18 protein-coding genes are annotated in these 14,850 nt (G+C 59.5%); 12 read left to right on the top strand and 6 right to left on the bottom strand.

What is annotated here, in order from left to right; all coding sequences use genetic code 11:
• Positions 1–16: 16 nt before the first annotated feature.
• The 9 genes from ACZ25R_RS12915 (at position 17) to ACZ25R_RS12875 (ending at position 7,237) form a co-directional block, all read left to right on the top strand.
• Positions 17–613 (top strand): histidine phosphatase family protein, encoded by a 597-nt coding sequence (locus ACZ25R_RS12915; RefSeq protein WP_472461193.1) that lies wholly within the window; start codon positions 17–19, stop codon positions 611–613.
• Between the two features lie 86 nt (positions 614–699).
• Positions 700–1,071: a copper homeostasis periplasmic binding protein CopC gene (gene copC, locus ACZ25R_RS12910; protein WP_472461192.1), complete on the top strand. Its 372-nt coding sequence runs from the start codon at positions 700–702 to the stop codon at positions 1,069–1,071.
• On the top strand, positions 1,071–1,955 hold the full coding sequence (gene copD / locus ACZ25R_RS12905; RefSeq protein WP_472461191.1) for a copper homeostasis membrane protein CopD: 885 nt from the start codon (positions 1,071–1,073) through the stop codon (positions 1,953–1,955). Before copC ends, copD begins: the two co-directional genes overlap by 1 nt.
• Positions 1,956–2,047: 92 nt before the next feature.
• Complete coding sequence (locus ACZ25R_RS12900) at positions 2,048–2,788, top strand: NAD-dependent epimerase/dehydratase family protein (RefSeq protein ID WP_472461190.1); 741 nt, start codon at positions 2,048–2,050, stop codon at positions 2,786–2,788.
• A 108-nt stretch (positions 2,789–2,896) separates the two neighbouring features.
• The gene (locus tag ACZ25R_RS12895; protein WP_288193785.1) at positions 2,897–3,394 is read left to right on the top strand and encodes a hypothetical protein; all 498 of its coding nucleotides are present in this window, start codon (positions 2,897–2,899) and stop codon (positions 3,392–3,394) included.
• Between the two features lie 112 nt (positions 3,395–3,506).
• Positions 3,507–4,760 carry a hypothetical protein gene (locus tag ACZ25R_RS12890; RefSeq protein WP_472461189.1) on the top strand — a complete coding sequence of 418 codons (1,254 nt, stop codon included), beginning with the start codon at positions 3,507–3,509 and terminating at the stop codon, positions 4,758–4,760.
• A gap of 219 nt (positions 4,761–4,979) precedes the next feature.
• Entirely contained in the window at positions 4,980–5,855 is an 876-nt protein-coding gene (locus ACZ25R_RS12885; RefSeq protein ID WP_472461188.1) for an aldo/keto reductase, read from the top strand.
• A 109-nt stretch (positions 5,856–5,964) separates the two neighbouring features.
• The gene (locus tag ACZ25R_RS12880) at positions 5,965–6,171 is read left to right on the top strand and encodes a TOBE domain-containing protein (RefSeq protein ID WP_223614977.1); all 207 of its coding nucleotides are present in this window, start codon (positions 5,965–5,967) and stop codon (positions 6,169–6,171) included.
• Between the two features lie 127 nt (positions 6,172–6,298).
• Positions 6,299–7,237, top strand: coding sequence for a bifunctional helix-turn-helix transcriptional regulator/GNAT family N-acetyltransferase (locus tag ACZ25R_RS12875; RefSeq protein WP_472461187.1), 939 nt, complete (start codon positions 6,299–6,301; stop codon positions 7,235–7,237).
• A 6-nt stretch (positions 7,238–7,243) separates the two neighbouring features.
• On the opposite strand, the gene ACZ25R_RS12870 is transcribed toward ACZ25R_RS12875, so the two are convergent.
• Positions 7,244–7,570: a hypothetical protein gene (locus ACZ25R_RS12870; protein WP_288193780.1), complete on the bottom strand. Its 327-nt coding sequence runs from the start codon at positions 7,568–7,570 to the stop codon at positions 7,244–7,246.
• Positions 7,571–7,875: 305 nt separating this feature from the next.
• Between ACZ25R_RS12870 and ACZ25R_RS12865 the strand changes: the two genes are divergently transcribed.
• Entirely contained in the window at positions 7,876–8,238 is a 363-nt protein-coding gene (locus tag ACZ25R_RS12865) for a DUF6481 family protein (protein WP_464660290.1), read from the top strand.
• Between the two features lie 11 nt (positions 8,239–8,249).
• On the opposite strand, the gene ACZ25R_RS12860 is transcribed toward ACZ25R_RS12865, so the two are convergent.
• The 4 genes from ACZ25R_RS12860 to ACZ25R_RS12845 all read right to left on the bottom strand — a co-directional run bounded on the left by ACZ25R_RS12860 (position 8,250) and on the right by ACZ25R_RS12845 (position 12,672).
• A complete protein-coding gene (locus tag ACZ25R_RS12860; RefSeq protein WP_464660291.1) occupies positions 8,250–8,762 on the bottom strand; it encodes a DUF1993 domain-containing protein in 513 nt (170 codons plus the stop codon).
• Between the two features lie 68 nt (positions 8,763–8,830).
• Entirely contained in the window at positions 8,831–9,913 is a 1,083-nt protein-coding gene (locus tag ACZ25R_RS12855) for an ABC transporter ATP-binding protein (protein WP_472461186.1), read from the bottom strand.
• Entirely contained in the window at positions 9,910–11,451 is a 1,542-nt protein-coding gene (locus tag ACZ25R_RS12850) for an ABC transporter permease (protein ID WP_472461185.1), read from the bottom strand. The genes ACZ25R_RS12855 and ACZ25R_RS12850 overlap by 4 nt, the downstream gene beginning before the upstream one ends.
• Before the next feature lie 210 nt (positions 11,452–11,661).
• Positions 11,662–12,672, bottom strand: a complete 1,011-nt coding sequence (locus ACZ25R_RS12845; RefSeq protein ID WP_472461184.1) for an iron ABC transporter substrate-binding protein — start codon at positions 12,670–12,672, stop codon at positions 11,662–11,664.
• 285 nt (positions 12,673–12,957) lie between these two features.
• Between ACZ25R_RS12845 and ACZ25R_RS12840 the strand changes: the two genes are divergently transcribed.
• Together ACZ25R_RS12840 and ACZ25R_RS12835 are read left to right on the top strand one after the other, a co-directional pair.
• Positions 12,958–13,251 carry a hypothetical protein gene (locus tag ACZ25R_RS12840; RefSeq protein WP_223614969.1) on the top strand — a complete coding sequence of 98 codons (294 nt, stop codon included), beginning with the start codon at positions 12,958–12,960 and terminating at the stop codon, positions 13,249–13,251.
• 214 nt (positions 13,252–13,465) lie between these two features.
• Positions 13,466–14,041 carry a DUF1349 domain-containing protein gene (locus ACZ25R_RS12835; protein ID WP_472461183.1) on the top strand — a complete coding sequence of 192 codons (576 nt, stop codon included), beginning with the start codon at positions 13,466–13,468 and terminating at the stop codon, positions 14,039–14,041.
• A gap of 21 nt (positions 14,042–14,062) precedes the next feature.
• Here the strand turns inward: ACZ25R_RS12835 and ACZ25R_RS12830 are convergent, their stop codons facing one another.
• Positions 14,063–14,767 carry a GntR family transcriptional regulator gene (locus ACZ25R_RS12830; RefSeq protein ID WP_472461182.1) on the bottom strand — a complete coding sequence of 235 codons (705 nt, stop codon included), beginning with the start codon at positions 14,765–14,767 and terminating at the stop codon, positions 14,063–14,065.
• Positions 14,768–14,850 lie beyond the last annotated feature (83 nt).

Raw genomic sequence — 14,850 nt, 5'->3', positions numbered from 1 at the left:
GGTTTTGAGGGATATTTTGACCAGAGCCACGCGGTTGACCCTTGTTTGCCATGGCGCCACACCGGCGGTCCGCACAGGTGCTTTCCCCGCCGACGAAGCGCTTGAACCCGGGGAAGCCCAAAACCTGCAGGCTATTGCCGGGCATTTGCGCCGTGCGCACCGTGTTTTGATCAGTCCGGCGCTGCGCGCCCGGCAAACCGCCGATGCCCTGGGTCTGGTATCCGTTGTCGATGCGGCGTTGGCGGATATCGATTACGGGAAATGGGCGGGGAGGACACTCGCCGCTGTCCACGAAGCTCACCCGGACGATGTAACGGACTGGATGAACAATCCCGCCTCGGCCCCGCATGGCGGCGAATCCATCCATGATTTTCTCGTCAGGATTGCAGATTGGATGAGCGCGCATATGCATGATGGCGGTCACACAATCGTGGTGACGCACGCTTCCGTCATTCGTGCCGCTGTTCTGAGCGTGTTGCAGGCACCGGATTCCGCATTCTGGCGCATCGATGTCGAGCCGCGCAGCTGTACGGAAATGAGCAGCGACGGCCGCCGGTGGATGCTTCGCGCTGCCGCCTGCGTGCCGCCGCATCCCACAGGGATTCTGCCATGATCCCGGCAAAAATCAGGCTTAGCTTTCGCCGCGCGGTCGCACCCTTTCTCCGGATCCGTCAAATCCGCCCGCTCACAGGAGTTCTCATGTCACGGCTCATTCGTATTTTTGCTGTCGCAACGGTCCTTAATGCCGGCCTGTTGGGGCAGGTATTGGCGCACGCCCATCTTGAATCGGCAGTTCCGGCCGAAAACGCCATCGTGAAGGTCTCGCCCGTCGAGATCGATCTGACATTTTCCGAGGGTTTGAACCTGAAATTCTCAGGTGCAACGATCACTGGCCCGGGCAAGGCGACCATATCGACGGGACAGGCCAAACTGTCGATCAACGACCACAAGACACTGGTTATTCCGCTGTCGGCCCCCCTCGCGTCGGGGGAATATACCGTGAACTGGACCGCACTTTCCACCGACGGTCACAAGACCAAGGGCAGCTATACATTCACCGTCAAACCCTGATGGGGTTGGAGACCACGCTTGTTCTGTGCAGGTTCGTGCACAATACGTCCACGATGTTCCTGTGGGGCGCGTTTGCCTATCTCGCACTGCTTGTGCCCAAACCCCTGGCGCTGGAGATCGGGGAGCGCCTGCGTCCTGCGAGCGGGATCGCGGTCTTTCTGGCTATCGGAACGATCTTTGCCGCTCTGCCGCTGCAGGCTGGAATGATCGGGCAGGGCTGGAGCGATGCCGTCGATCTCGGAACCATCCGCGACGTGCTGCTTGAGACAAGCGTCGGCCGCGGCTGGGCGATACAGGTCGCGGCGGCCCTGCTTTTGTTGCCCGCATTGGCTCTCTCGCCACGCCGCGCGTCCATCGCTCTTGCCATGGCTTCGGGGCTGCTTCTGGCAAGCCTGGCATTTTCCGGCCATGCCACAATGCGGGAGGGCTGGATCGGCGCGGCCCACCGTTTTAACGATATGGTGCATGTGCTCTCGGGCGGCGCGTGGATCGGCGCGCTGATACCGGTCGTGCTGATCCTTGGCCGGTTGCGCCAGGCGGAATGGCGTGTGACTGCGCAAACGGCGCTGATGCGGTTTTCGTCGGCCGGTCATGCGGCCGTCGCACTGGTGATCGCATCCGGCGTGGTCAATACCACGCTCGTCCTTCGACGTCTGCCGGCTGATTGGACATCCCTCTATCAGGCCTTGCTGGCGCTGAAGATCATTCTGGTTGTGGTGCTGACCGGACTGGCCCTGATCAACCGGTATGTTTTCGTTCCGCGCATGCGCACCAGCGAGGCAGGTTCCATACGCGCCATACGGCTCGGAACCCTGACGGAGATCGCACTGGGCATTGTCGTGCTCGGGCTGGTTGCCTGGTTTGGCATGCTCGAACCCGTCTAGGTCGAAAAATGTGAGGGGCAAGTCACGTTCGATTGGGCTGTCTCGTCTTGGTGGCGCAAGACCAATTGCAGGCAATGACAGGAGACTGGCACATGATCAGGAATATCTTTCTCGCAGGCGCCAGCGGCGCGGTTGGCAGGCGGCTCGCACCGCTGTTGGTGGAGGCCGGATATGTGGTGACCGGCACCACGCGAAGCGCCGAGAAGGCCGCTTCCTTGCGCCAGATCGGGGTTGAGCCGGCCATTGTCGATGTTTTTGATGCCGAAAAACTCAAATCCGTTGTGGCTGAGGCCGAGCCCGATGTGATCATACATCAGCTCACGGATTTGCCGCACGGTGTCAGTCCTGCGGCGATGAAGGATTTCATCAGCCGCAATGCCCGCATCCGCAGCGAGGGAACCGCTAATCTCGTACAGGCGGCAAAAGCTGCGGGTGTCGGGCGTATTATCGCGCAGAGTATAGCCTGGGCCTACGCACCGAAACCCGGTGTGTTCATCGAAACGGATCCGCTTGATCTGCACGCGGAAGAACCCCGTGCAACGACCGTTGCCGGTGTCGCGGCCATGGAACAGGCCGTGTTGAACGAGCCCGGCATGGAGGGCATTGTCCTGCGCTACGGCTTTTTCTACGGGCCAGGGACCGGTGTCGATATGCCGGCCAATCCGGATTTGCGCGTCCATGTCGATGCGGCCGCCAGCGCAGCACTCAAGGCTATCGAGCGCGGTGCAAGCGGTGCCTACAATGTTACCGAGACGGACGTTGTCGCCAACAGCTGGAAAGCCCGCCATGCGCTCGGCTGGGACGCCGCATTTCGCATTGACCGCCGGCCATAGACCCTCGCGATAACAGGCGCGAGGCGAATCGACAGACGGCCTCCCACAGAGTTGGGAGACGGGCAAAGCGCAATCTGGTTCTAGCACAGGTGGCAGAACCGGAATCCGGTGCCCGTTTTGACGGGAGTTTTAACCGTGCTTTCGTTTCAGCATGGGATGCCATGCCCTATGCTGTGGCCAATCGTCAAAGAATGGCCCATGAAAAACGTGTCCGACCTGAACAGCAAATCTGCCGGCCGCGCCGGCAAGAATACGTTGGAAGAGCAGAGCAGGCAGGCTTTGCTCTCCAGCGCAGCCGGGCGTTCATCGAAAGCGGTAAAGCGCACAATGAGCCAGTATTTCAAGAGCTTGTCGGATGTTGATGCGGCCAGACATCACGTGGAGAAGGCCAGGCGCACCGCTGATGACAGCTTGAACCGGGCCAAAGCTGCACCAAAACCGCATGAAATCACTAACCCGGCCTTTGTTGCGCTGTTCGAGGCGCACCAGCATGATCGGGAGGTGCTTTTTGCCGCCATGCGCGCGCTTGACCGGGCTCAGGAAGTGCTGCAATCGGAGGCAGAAAAGACGGCATTTTTTGCCAGGGATGACGATCAGCCACGCTGAAAGTTGCAATCTATAGGTGAATAAACACACCACAAGATTGTATTTTACAGACTTTTGCTCTCCGCCGGCCTATCAATCCGCTGTTCGATGTCATCAACAACGGAAAATCTGCGTGAAAAAACTCATTTCCCTGATCATGGCGGCAAGTTTTGCCTGCTTCGCTTTTTCAGCAGCAGCGCGGGCGGACAATGCCGCGACCGAGCTGTTCCAGAAATATCTTGCCAATGGCCGCATCGGCGAGGCCGATGAGCAACTGCTCGCCTTGGCGGCGAAAGCGACGAACAATGCCGATGCGCAGCTGGGCCTGGGCCTTGTGCGCACCGCCCGCGCGTTCGAAAAGCTGGCGCAATCGCTTTTCAAACACGGATTTGGTTCGAAATCGGATGGCTATGAATTGTATCTGGGGCTGGGCGCCAGCCAAATCGCCAGAAACGGCAATCCGGAACCCATCACCCATGAGCAATTCCGCGGTATTCTCGCAACGTTTATTGCCGATCTCGATTCTGCCGACAAGGCACTTGCCGCCGTTGGCGATAAGCCGGCAAAGTTGAAGGTCGATCTTTCCGTTGCCCGGTTTGACTGGAACGGCGATGGCAAGGTTGGGCCGGAAGACCATATCGGCCGTGCCATTTCGGATACCAATGAAAACGGCGATCCTCTGCCCTTCATTGTCGGCTTCGACACCGCCGATGCGAAATGGCTGCAAGGTTATGACAATCTGCTGATGGCCGTCGCCAAGGCATGGCTTTCCCATGATTTTTCCGAAAGCTGGAACAGCAGCTTCAGCGTGGTGTTTCCCCGCGCTGTCTCGACCATGTCGGCAGTCAATGGCAGGGGCGCGGACGAATATACGATGTTCGGGGTGAACAAGGCACAGGCCGATGACATCGCTGATTTCATAACCCTCATTCACACCATTCGCTGGCCGGTTGCCGAGAAGGCGATGTGGAGCGAGGTGCGCGTTCATCTGAAGAAGGTGATTGCACTCAACCGGGAAACCTGGGCCCTCATCGACAAGGAAACCGACGACGACCATGAATGGCTGCCCGGCCCGAAGCAGAAGAGCGGTGTGCTGCCATCCTTCAATGTCACGCAGGAGCGCATCCAGGCCTGGCTCGCGGTGTTGTCGCAATTCGAGGCGGCCCTGGATGGCAAGATCCTCATTCCCCATTGGCGCTTTGACAAAGGTATCAATCTGGCCAAGGTTTTCGACGATCCAAGGCCGTTTGATTTCATCCTCTGGCTCACCGGTCCGGCTGCCGTGCCGTATCTTCAGGACGGCCCGGCGATGAGCAGCGGCGAATGGAACCAGATCACGGCTATCTTCGAAGGAAATTTCGCCTCTTACGCCTTTTACTTCAATTAGAATAAAGCCGTTCGGGTGTCGGCCGATGGTAATCGTTGGCCGATCTCGTGACGAGTAACGAGGGCGGGCGCTTCTTCAAGCCTTAAACTTTTGCCGTTGCGGTCTATATGTATCAAGGACGCACCATGGCGTGCGTTCACGATCTTGCGCGCGTTCCGTGCGCAACAGACGCTCCTGACTTTCATCGAATACTCCAATTCAAACGAAAGAACTGTGACAATGTCCCAATCCATTGCATCCCAATCCGGTACATTCAGAATTGGCGGCGATATCGAAATCAATCGTCTTGGCTTTGGCGCCATGCGCATCACTGGCCGTGGTATCTGGGGGGAGCCCGCCGACAAGCCGGAAGCCATTCGCACCTTGCAGCGCCTGCCTGAACTTGGCGTGAACTTCATCGATACGGCAAATTCCTATGGTCCGGATGTTTCGGAACTTCTGATCAAGGAAGCCCTTCATCCCTATGGCGACATTCTCGTTGCCACGAAGGCTGGTCTTACGCGCGAGGGACCGGACCGTTGGACGCCGAAGGGCGATCCGAAGTACCTGATCGACGAGGCGCATAAGAGCCTTCGCCAGCTTGGTGTTGATCAGATCGGTCTCTGGCAACTGCACCGGATCGACTCGAAAGTGCCGCGTGACGAGCAGTTCGGCGCTGTGAAATCGCTGCTCGACGCGGGTGTGATCCGCCACGCCGGACTGAGCGAGGTGTCTGTTGAAGAGATCAAGGCCGCTTCGAAATTCTTCAAGGTGGCGACGGTGCAGAACCGCTACAATCTCGTTGATCGCGCAAGCGAGGATGTCGTGGATTACTGCACGCAGAACGGAATCGGCTTCATACCCTGGTTCCCGCTGGCTGCGGGTGACCTGGCAAAGCCGGGCGCGTTGCTGGACACCATCGCTTCCCGTCACAAGGCGACGCCGGGCCAGATCGCCCTGGCATGGGTGCTCAAGCGCAGCCCGGTCATTTTGCCCATACCGGGAACATCCAAGGTCAAACACCTTGAGGAAAACGTCGATGCCGCGAGGATCAGCCTCTCCGATGAGGAATTCAGCGCGCTGGACCGGGAAGGCAAGGCACTCGCCGGACGATGAATTTTCTTGGGAGAACGCAGAAAAGGCCCGGTTTTCCAGGCCTTTTTCCTTTGCTTCTTGTAAACAGCATTCGCCCGTCTAAAGTGCGGCAAACAACAGGAGAAACGCCATGAAGATCAGTGCACGCAATCGGCTGAAAGGGACAGTTGTCGAAGTGACCAAGGGAGCAACGACGGCCCATGTCCGCATCGATGTCGGCGGTTCAATCGTCACGGCATCAATCACCAACGAAGCCGTTGACGAGTTGCAGCTGAAGGTTGGCGACAGTGCCTATGCCGTCGTCAAGGCTTCCGACGTCATGGTCGCCGTTGACTGATTGACCAGCCACGCCGGCAATGAAGGTGCCCGTTCGCGGGCACTTTCCGTTTGTGCACGACAACCGCTTGCCTTTTAATGTTGACTGAGTCAATACTCAAGCCGGTCAACAGCAAAGGAATGGGCCGATGCCGGAACCGGTCGCAGAAATACGCACGTTCAATCGCTTCTACACCCACATTATCGGCCTGCTGGATGAGCATCTGACCGACAGTCCGTTTTCGCTTCCCGAAGCGCGCATTCTCTATGAGCTTGCCAACAATGACACCGTCAAAACGGCTGCCGACCTCTCGCGGATACTCGATATGGACACCGCGCAGATCAGCCGGATACTGGCGCGGTTCAAAGCGCGCCAGCTTGTCAGCAGCGCGGTCAGCACCGATCATGCCAAGCTGCGTATCCTCTCGCTGACGCCGGAGGGGCAGGCTGCCTTCGCAGCGCTTGACCGAAGCGCAATCGAGAGGGCCAATGCCGTGCTTGCACCGCTCGATACAGCCCGTGTCAGCCGCTTGACCCAATCCATGCGCGAGATCCGCTCCATATTGGGCAATCGATCCGAAACGGTCAGCCCGGCTCCGGCCTACACCTTGCGGGCTCCCAGGGCAGGTGATCTTGGCCTGGTCGTTCACAGGCAGGCCTATCTTTACAACAAGGAATACAATCTGGATTGGACGTTTGAAGGTCTGATTGCCGGCATCATGTCCGGGTTCATCGCAAATTTCGATCCGGCGCGGGAGCAGGCGTGGATTGCCGACCGGAATGGTGAAATTGCCGGCTCGGTCTTTCTCATGCGCACGGACGACCCGCAGGTCGGCAAATTGCGCATGCTCTATGTGGAACCGTCAGCGCGGGGATTGGGCATCGGCTCGGCGCTTGTTGCCGCCTGCATCGAGCGGGCGCGGGCGGTCGGCTATCACAAGCTGACCCTCTGGACAAATGACTTTCTGCTTTCGGCCCGGCGCATTTATCAGGAAGCCGGATTCAAGCTCGTGGAGGAAGAACGGCACCATTCTTTCGGCCACGACCTTGTTGGACAGACGTGGACACTTGATCTGCGGCCGGAATGAGCCGGCCTAGGACTTGACACGGCGCAGAAGCTCGCGGGCAATCTGCAGCACGTCCTTTTCCCGGATGCCCACCGTGACATCTTCGACATCGTCGATGGTTTCGCCGGCAACCAGCCGGATCGGGTTATGGCCCTTGGCAACAATCATTGTCTGTACCCGGCGCGGAATGGCTGGCAACAGGAAGCGTTTGACGCACTCCACCAGAACCTCGCGCTTGTTGGGTGCCAGCTTGCCGAGTTTTTCGCGCAGCAGCGCGCCAAACATATTGCCGTCAGCAAAACCAAATTTGCTATCAAGATCAAAGGCATGCAATTGATATTCAAAGTGAGCCATGTTGCTCTCCCATGGGCGTCCGTCCGTGGTGCCAGATTGTGACGCCTGATCGTTTCCAGAGATATGGTGCGTGACCCGAAGGTTTTCACGTTCTTTTTGCCAATCGACACCAGATATTACAATGAGCCGGAAATCTTGATAATTCAATTGGTCTTTAGACGGGGCTTTCATTGTCACGGCGAGCCGGGTAGGTTACAGGAAGTCTATCTGCGGCGCTGCGTGATGCGGTGCGTTGTAGCGTAAACGGCAGGTGCCGGGCGCGCCTCCGGCAGATCCAAAACGACCCATACAAGGACTACCCCGGTTTGAAACATCTCAATGAATTCGCTGATCGCCGCAAAGCGGCGGCCGAGGCCAAGCAACTGCTTCTCAAAAAGTTCGAAAAAGCACCAAAGCCGACCGACCCGGAGGTGCAGGCAAAACGCGCAGAACGGGAAGCCATTGCGGCGGCACGTGCGGCACGGCAGGCAGAACGCGAGCGCGTAAAGCAGGAAGAACGGGACCGCAAACTTGCGGAAGCCGCAGCCGTGGCAGAAGCAGCAGAAGCCGCCGCAAAGGCGCTTCAGGCCGAGTCAAGCAACCGGATCGCCCGCGTCGTCGCCGATGAGGCCGAGCGCAAGGCGGAACGCGATCGCCGCTACGCTGCCCGCAAGGCAAGACAGCGCTAACGGCTTCTCTTTTAGTTGCTGTAGGCGCCCAGATAATCCAGCTTGCCGATGGGAACCCCATTGTGCCGCAGGATGTCATGGGCGGTGGTGACGTGGAAAAAGAAGTTCGGCAACGCGAACTGCAGCATGTAGTCATGGCCGCCCAGATGCGCCTTGTGCGGACCAAAGCTCAGGGTAACCTCGCGGTTTTCGCTGTCATCGAGCACTGATGTGTCCAGGCCTTCCAGAAAGGCCACGGTCTTGTCTATCCGCGCCTTCAGATCGGCAAAGCTCACTTCATCGTCGGGGAAGCTTGGCACTTTGACATCGGTCAGGCGGGCAATGGTCGCCTTGGATGTGTCACTGGCCCGTTGGATCTGTCCCGAAAAGGGCAGCATGTCGGGGGCTAGGCGCGCACTGACCAGCACGGAAGGGTCGATCTTCTTTTCCTGCGCATAGGCTTCGGCCTTGGCAATCAGCGCCGAGACGATCGAAAACCCGCGGATAAAGACCGGGACTGAAATCTGATACATGGAGAGCGGCATGGGTGTTCCTTCCGGGAAGCATGCTTGTTTAAGCAGTTGCGCTTTCCGATTCCGGAACAGCAACCGCATCAGGCAAATATATGCGGCTCGCCAAGGACTTCAATGCGCACATGATCCCCGGTTGCAGGAAGATTGACTGCGGAACATTTTATCTGCACCGGCGCGGCCCTCTGGCCATTGCAAGAACCGTGGTCTCCCATGATGGCAAGCGTCACCGTGCACACCGCACCGCCGAATTCGATGTCAACGACCCTGCCATAACCGGCATTCCCGTCAGGGGCGGCCATGGCGTCGCTCTCGGTGACGGAGACAAGTTTCAGCTGTTCGGGGCGCAGCATGATTTCCGCTGTGCCCAGCCGTTCGGCTGTCCGTGCCTTCAGCCGGCCAAACGCGCAATCGATCCAGCCGTTGCCGATCTGCGCCGGCAGCAGAATTGCATCGCCGAGAAACGACGCCGTCGTGCGGTCCGACGGGTTCAGATAGAGCGAGCGCGGCGGTCCGGCCTGAACCAGTTTGCCCTGCCGCATCACGGCGACCTGATCCGCAAAGGACAGGGCTTCCGCCTGATCGTGAGTGACCAGAATGGTGGTAATGCCGGCTTTTTTCAGAACCGCGGCAACGGCCTTGCGCATGTTTTCGCGCAGACCGGTGTCGAGCGCGGAAAACGGCTCGTCCAGCAGCATCAGCTTGGGCTGGCGTGCCAAAGCCCGGGCAAGCGAGACCCGTTGCTGCTGTCCGCCGGAAAGCTGATGCGGCCGGCGGTTCAGCATGACGGGGTCGAGCTCGACCATATCCATGAGGGCAAGGATACGCTGGCTGCGGTCGGGACTGCGCTTGTCCAGGCCAAAGCCGATATTGTCGGCGACGGTCAGGTGCGGGAAAAGCGAGCCATCCTGGGTCACGAACCCGACACTGCGGCGATGCGCCGGAACGATCGCCGCGCCCTCGGCCAATACGTCGCCATTCAACGTCACCTGGCCGCTGTCCGGGGCTTCGAACCCGCCGATGAGACGCAGCAGGGTGGTCTTGCCCGATCCCGATGGCCCGACAACCGCCGTGCGGCTGCCCGCTGGGACTGACAGCGTGACATCATCGACGGCGGTGGTGACACCGTATCGTTTTGTTACACCGCGAATGTCGAGAAAGGTCATCGTCCAATTATCCGTTTCGATTGGGCATGCAGCAGGAGCGTGAGGGGCAGGGACAGCACCACCATCATCAGTGCATAGGGCGCGGCCGCCGCGTAATCAATCTCGCTGGTCAACGACCAGAATTCCGTCGCCAATGTACGCGTGCCATTGGGCGCAAGCATCAGCGTGGCCGTCAATTCGTTGGTAATGCCGAGTGCCACCAACGCTACACTGGCGGCGGCGCCAGGCGCGGCCAGCCGCATGGTAATGCGCGTGACCGCCTGCACCGGCGTGCGCCCGAGCGCCATGGCGGCCCGCTCCAGTTCGACAGGCGCCTGCGCGATGCTGGCCCGCAGTCCGACGAGGGCGCGCGGCAGGAAGAGCAGCCCGTAGGCGAGCAGCAATGTCGCCGCCGTCTGATAGAGCGGCAGGACAACACGCACTGTGATTGTCACAAGCGCCAGCGCGACCACGACACCGGGCAGGGAGCCGACATAATAATGGCAGGCCTCGAGGGCTCGCTGCATGCGGCCGGGAGCCCGCACCGAAAGCCAAGCCATGGGGGTCGCTGCGATGGTGGCCAGCAAGGCCCCGGCAACGGCCAGCAGCAGTGTTGTCCCGAAGGCAGCGCCGATTTCGTTCAGCTTCCACACCGATGTGCCGCCGGCAATCAGCCAGCGGCCAAGGGTGACGAATGGAACGCCCAGCGCCAGCGCCGTGGTTGCCAGCGGAATGAGCAGGCAGGGCAGAGCAAGCCAGCCCAGCCGGTACTTTGTGATCGGACGGGCTGATCCCGAGCCGACACGCGCATAGCGTTCATTGCCACGGATCAACGCTTCCAGCGCCAGCAAACCGGCGCAGCACAGCACCAGAACACCGGCCAGCATGTTGGCGGCAGGGCCGTTGAAGGTTGACTGGAACTGGTCGACGATGGCTGTCGCAAAGGTATCGAAGCGGATCATGACGAAAAGGCCGTATTCCGCCAGAAGATGCAGGCCGATCAGCAGGGAGCCGCCGCAAATGGCAAAGCGCAGCTGCGGCAGGAGCACCCGGAAGAAGACCCGCCACGGCCCGAGGCCAAGCGATGCGCCGACATCTTCCATGGCCGGATCGACGCGCCGCATCTGCGCCGCGACCGGAAGATAGAGAAACGGGAAATAAGCCAGAACGGAAACCAGCACGCCGCCGAACAGGCCATGCAGGCTGGGGGCCATGCTGATCCAGGCATAGCTGTGGACAAAAGCCGGGACGGCAAGCGGCGCAACCGCCAGCCACGCCCACAGGCGGGCGCCAGGCAGGTCGGTGCGCTCGGTCAGCCAGGCAAGGCTGACCGCCAGAACGATGGAAAGCGGGATTGTCCAGACTTCCAGCAGCACCGTGTTGATCAGGAGTTCGCCGACGCGGGCGCGGAACACCAGGGTGACGACCGTATCCCAGCCGGTCTGGATGGTCACCCAGATGACGAAGCCGAGAGGCAGAAGGCTGAGCAGGGCAACAAGCCCCGCAAGGCCGAAAACGGATAAAAACGGCAGGCGACGCACGGCATGATGCGGGACCAAGGCCAGCTGCGCAGCAGCTGCATCGGGACGTTGGCCGTTTATTGATCCGGTAGACAACAATTCACATTTGCTTTCATATGCACGAACACCCGCCGGCGGCCAGATTGGCCTTCATACCCGAAGGGGAATCGAACAACACCCCCTGCAAGATCAAATGTCTGTGCAGGAGGTGTCCAGAGTTATTTCATTGCCGGCTAACCGGCATTGTGGTTACAGCAGGCCCGCTGCCGTCATCAGGTCCGTCACCTTCTTGCTGTTCAGCTTCGAAGGTTCGACCTTCGGCGCCTGCAGATCGGCCAGAGGCACCAGAGCGGCATTGGATGCCGTATCCTTGCCAACGGCATATTCGAAGGAATCGCCGTCCTTCAATACTGCCTGGCCAGCCTTGCCGGTGACCCACTTCAGGAATGCCTGGGCATCGTCCTTGTGCTTGCTCGAAGCGAGAACACCGCCGCCGGAAATGCTGACGAATGCGCCCGGATCCTCATGCTTGAAGTAGTGCAGGGACACGTTCTTGGTGTTTTCGCCGGTTTTGGCCTTATCGCCGAAATAGTAATAGTGATAAATCACCGCGCCTTCGATTTCTCCGGCATTGACGGCCTTCATGGCGACGCTGTTGCCCTTGTAGGCGGTCGCATTTTCCTTGAGTGCCTTCAACCACTTGGCTGTGGTTTCCTCGCCCTTGAGTTCCAGAAGCGCGCTGACGATCGCCTGGAAATCCGCGCCAGCCGGTGCGGCACCCCAGCGGCCCTTCCAGCTTGCATCAGCAAGGTCGAGCAGCGACTTCGGCAGCTTGTCTTCCGTCAGTTTGTTCTTGTCATAGGCGAACACGGTGGAGCGGGCGGCAACGCCGGTCCAGCGGCCATGTTCCGGGCGGTAATTGGCCGGCACCTGATCGAGCACTGCCTTGTCGAGCGGTGCGAACAGCTTGGCATTGTCGACCAGAACCACTCCCGGGGAATTTTCCGTCAGGAATGCGTCAGCCGGGGAAGCAGCGCCTTCCTGCACGATCTGGTTGGCCAGTTCCATGTCCTTGCCGTTGCGGATCGTCACCTTGATGCCGGTTTCCTTGGTGAAACCGTCGGCCCACGCCTTGGTGAGGCTTTCATGCTGGGCATTATAAACAACGATGCCATCGGCGTTCTGCGCCATCGCCGGCGCGGCGATCAAGGCAACAGCGAGCGCCGCAGCACTTGCAAAAGTCGGAAAGTTGATTTTCATGAAAACCTCTTTGATTTGTATGGCTTGCAGAGCAAATTTCGGTTGCGCCAGCAATGGACCCCGGAACAAGTGAGCCATACAAAACATGAGCGCTCTGGTCAACAAAAAATGGTTGGCGCTTATAACCCAAAATGCCTATCACAAAATAGTTATCACCAGCTTTGTCGGGTGTGATTTGCGTTCCGGCGCAAAGAGGAATCTACTCGTTTTGTCCGCGATTTTGGCGTGCCACAGGCACGGCAGTGCGGCATTGCAAAACTTTCAGTCATATCCAGGGAGTGTGTCATGCCTTTTTCAAGCAGGGACCAACGCATTCACTCCACGACGGATTGGGATATCATGCAGCAGGCCCATGACCGGGCTTCCAAAATGCTCGATCGCTGCCCGAAAACCCACGCTCGCTGCAACCAGCTCGCCCGGATTGTCATTGCGATCTACGAAAGCGGTGTGCGCGATGTGGATGAGCTGGCCGTCATGGCGGCAAATCGCGAACTGAACGTCTTGGCGGAGAGAGGGCATTTTCAAAAGCCGTTCCGCTTCACGCCAGCCGACGAACGCCCGCAAACGCTGCATTCGTGAGACCTTGCTCCGTTAATCCGACATGAGTATGCGTGAATCACGAAAGCCATCGCGCGCGACGGCTCTTCGAGGCATCGATGAAAATGTTGCCGCTCTTATAGCGCATCTCGACTTTCAGCGACCGTAAGATCAGAAATCGGCACGTTTCAGCACCTGCCACAATCTGCTACACCGCATTTGCCGTTTGAGGCCGGATTCGCGTGTGGAGAGAGTGATGACTGATGCGTTCAACTGGCTCAATGCGCCGCCGTCCCATCACGGTGATGCCCGTTTGCTCACGCTAGCGACGGCTGAGAATACCGATTTCTGGCAGCATACCTTCTATGGTTTCGAACGCGACAGCGGCCATGCCTATCTGACGCCGGTCAGCGGCGATTTCAGCGCCCGCGTGACGGCGCGCGGCGATTACCGGGAACTCTATGATCAGGCCGGTCTGATGCTGCGGATCGACGCCCGGACCTGGATCAAGACCGGCATCGAATATACCGACGGCCTCATGCATTTCAGCGTTGTCGTGACCAACCGCATATCCGATTGGTCCATCATTCCCCTGCACAGCGCCCGCGTCGACGACGCGGTGCACATCCGGCTCACCCGCCATGATGATGCGGTGCGGGTTCAGTATGCCATCAACGATGCGCCATGGCAGCTGGCGAGGCTCGCGCCATTTCCCAAAGACGATGCGTCGGTCGGTATCATGGCCTGTTCGCCGCAGCGCGGCGGCTTTGCGGCGGAATTCCGCGATCTCGAGGTCGGTCCGGCAATCCCGCGCGACCTGCATGCAGACTAGGCCGCGGCGAGGGGCGGTTTGCTAATCGGCAAACAGCTCCGGCCGTTTGGTCTGCAGCTGCAGCAGCATTTTGCCCATCTTGGAAATATGCTCTTCCATCGCCGCTGCCGCGCGCTCGACGCTGTTGTCGGCAATGGCATCAACAATAGCCTGGTGCTCTTTCAGCGTTTCGACCATGCGCGTTTCGTAGTGCAGGAGCAGCCGGCGCACGCGGTCGATCTGGCTGCGCTCCTTGGCGGCAATTTCGCGCAATCCGACCAAACCCGCCGCATCGCAGATCATGTCGTGCAATTCCTCGTCGAGCGCATAAAACCCTTCGAAATCCCTGGAGTCCGCCGCCTTGCGCTGCCGGTCGAGATTATCGCGCAGGCGCTGCACGATATCAGCTGCGCTGCGCTCCGCCGCCCGCCGGATGGCCGCCGTCTCCAGGGCAATGCGCACGAACTGCGCGGTCTCGATCTTGTCGAGGCGCAGCCGGGCAACGAAAGTGCCGGTTTGCGGGTAAATCTCCACCAGGCCTTCGTCGGCGAGGCGGTTGATGGCATCGCTGACCGGCGTGCGCGATACGCCGAGCTGCAGCGCCACCAGTTCCTTGCGGATGGCTTCGCCGGGTGCCAGCTGCGATGAAATGATGGCCTGCCGCAGGATGGAATAGACCTGGTCCTTGCGTGTGACCGCGACGACCTTCTGTTCCCTGAAACTCTTGCTGCCTGACCCCAATTGCACGTCCAAAGCTCCCCGGTAGGCCCTGTTGCATGGCGGGAGGCTGAATTCCATTTCTCCGAATGAAGCATTTGACTCCTGCCCAA

The organism is Phyllobacterium sp. RCAM01083 (assembly GCF_055685835.1).
The sequence above is the reverse complement of the archived record's forward strand: the minus strand, read 5'-3'. Positions and strand labels throughout refer to the sequence as shown.

Coding starts and splice junctions, on each gene's coding strand:
- ACZ25R_RS12880 (WP_223614977.1), top strand. CDS start 5,965: ATGAAGATCAGTGCACGCAATCGGCTGAAAGGGACAGTTGTCGAAGTG.
- ACZ25R_RS12900 (WP_472461190.1), top strand. CDS start 2,048: ATGATCAGGAATATCTTTCTCGCAGGCGCCAGCGGCGCGGTTGGCAGG.
- copD (WP_472461191.1), top strand. CDS start 1,071: ATGGGGTTGGAGACCACGCTTGTTCTGTGCAGGTTCGTGCACAATACG.
- ACZ25R_RS12845 (WP_472461184.1), bottom strand. CDS start 12,672: ATGAAAATCAACTTTCCGACTTTTGCAAGTGCTGCGGCGCTCGCTGTT.
- ACZ25R_RS12870 (WP_288193780.1), bottom strand. CDS start 7,570: ATGGCTCACTTTGAATATCAATTGCATGCCTTTGATCTTGATAGCAAA.
- ACZ25R_RS12855 (WP_472461186.1), bottom strand. CDS start 9,913: ATGACCTTTCTCGACATTCGCGGTGTAACAAAACGATACGGTGTCACC.
- ACZ25R_RS12885 (WP_472461188.1), top strand. CDS start 4,980: ATGTCCCAATCCATTGCATCCCAATCCGGTACATTCAGAATTGGCGGC.
- ACZ25R_RS12835 (WP_472461183.1), top strand. CDS start 13,466: ATGACTGATGCGTTCAACTGGCTCAATGCGCCGCCGTCCCATCACGGT.
- ACZ25R_RS12860 (WP_464660291.1), bottom strand. CDS start 8,762: ATGCCGCTCTCCATGTATCAGATTTCAGTCCCGGTCTTTATCCGCGGG.
- copC (WP_472461192.1), top strand. CDS start 700: ATGTCACGGCTCATTCGTATTTTTGCTGTCGCAACGGTCCTTAATGCC.
- ACZ25R_RS12840 (WP_223614969.1), top strand. CDS start 12,958: ATGCCTTTTTCAAGCAGGGACCAACGCATTCACTCCACGACGGATTGG.
- ACZ25R_RS12875 (WP_472461187.1), top strand. CDS start 6,299: ATGCCGGAACCGGTCGCAGAAATACGCACGTTCAATCGCTTCTACACC.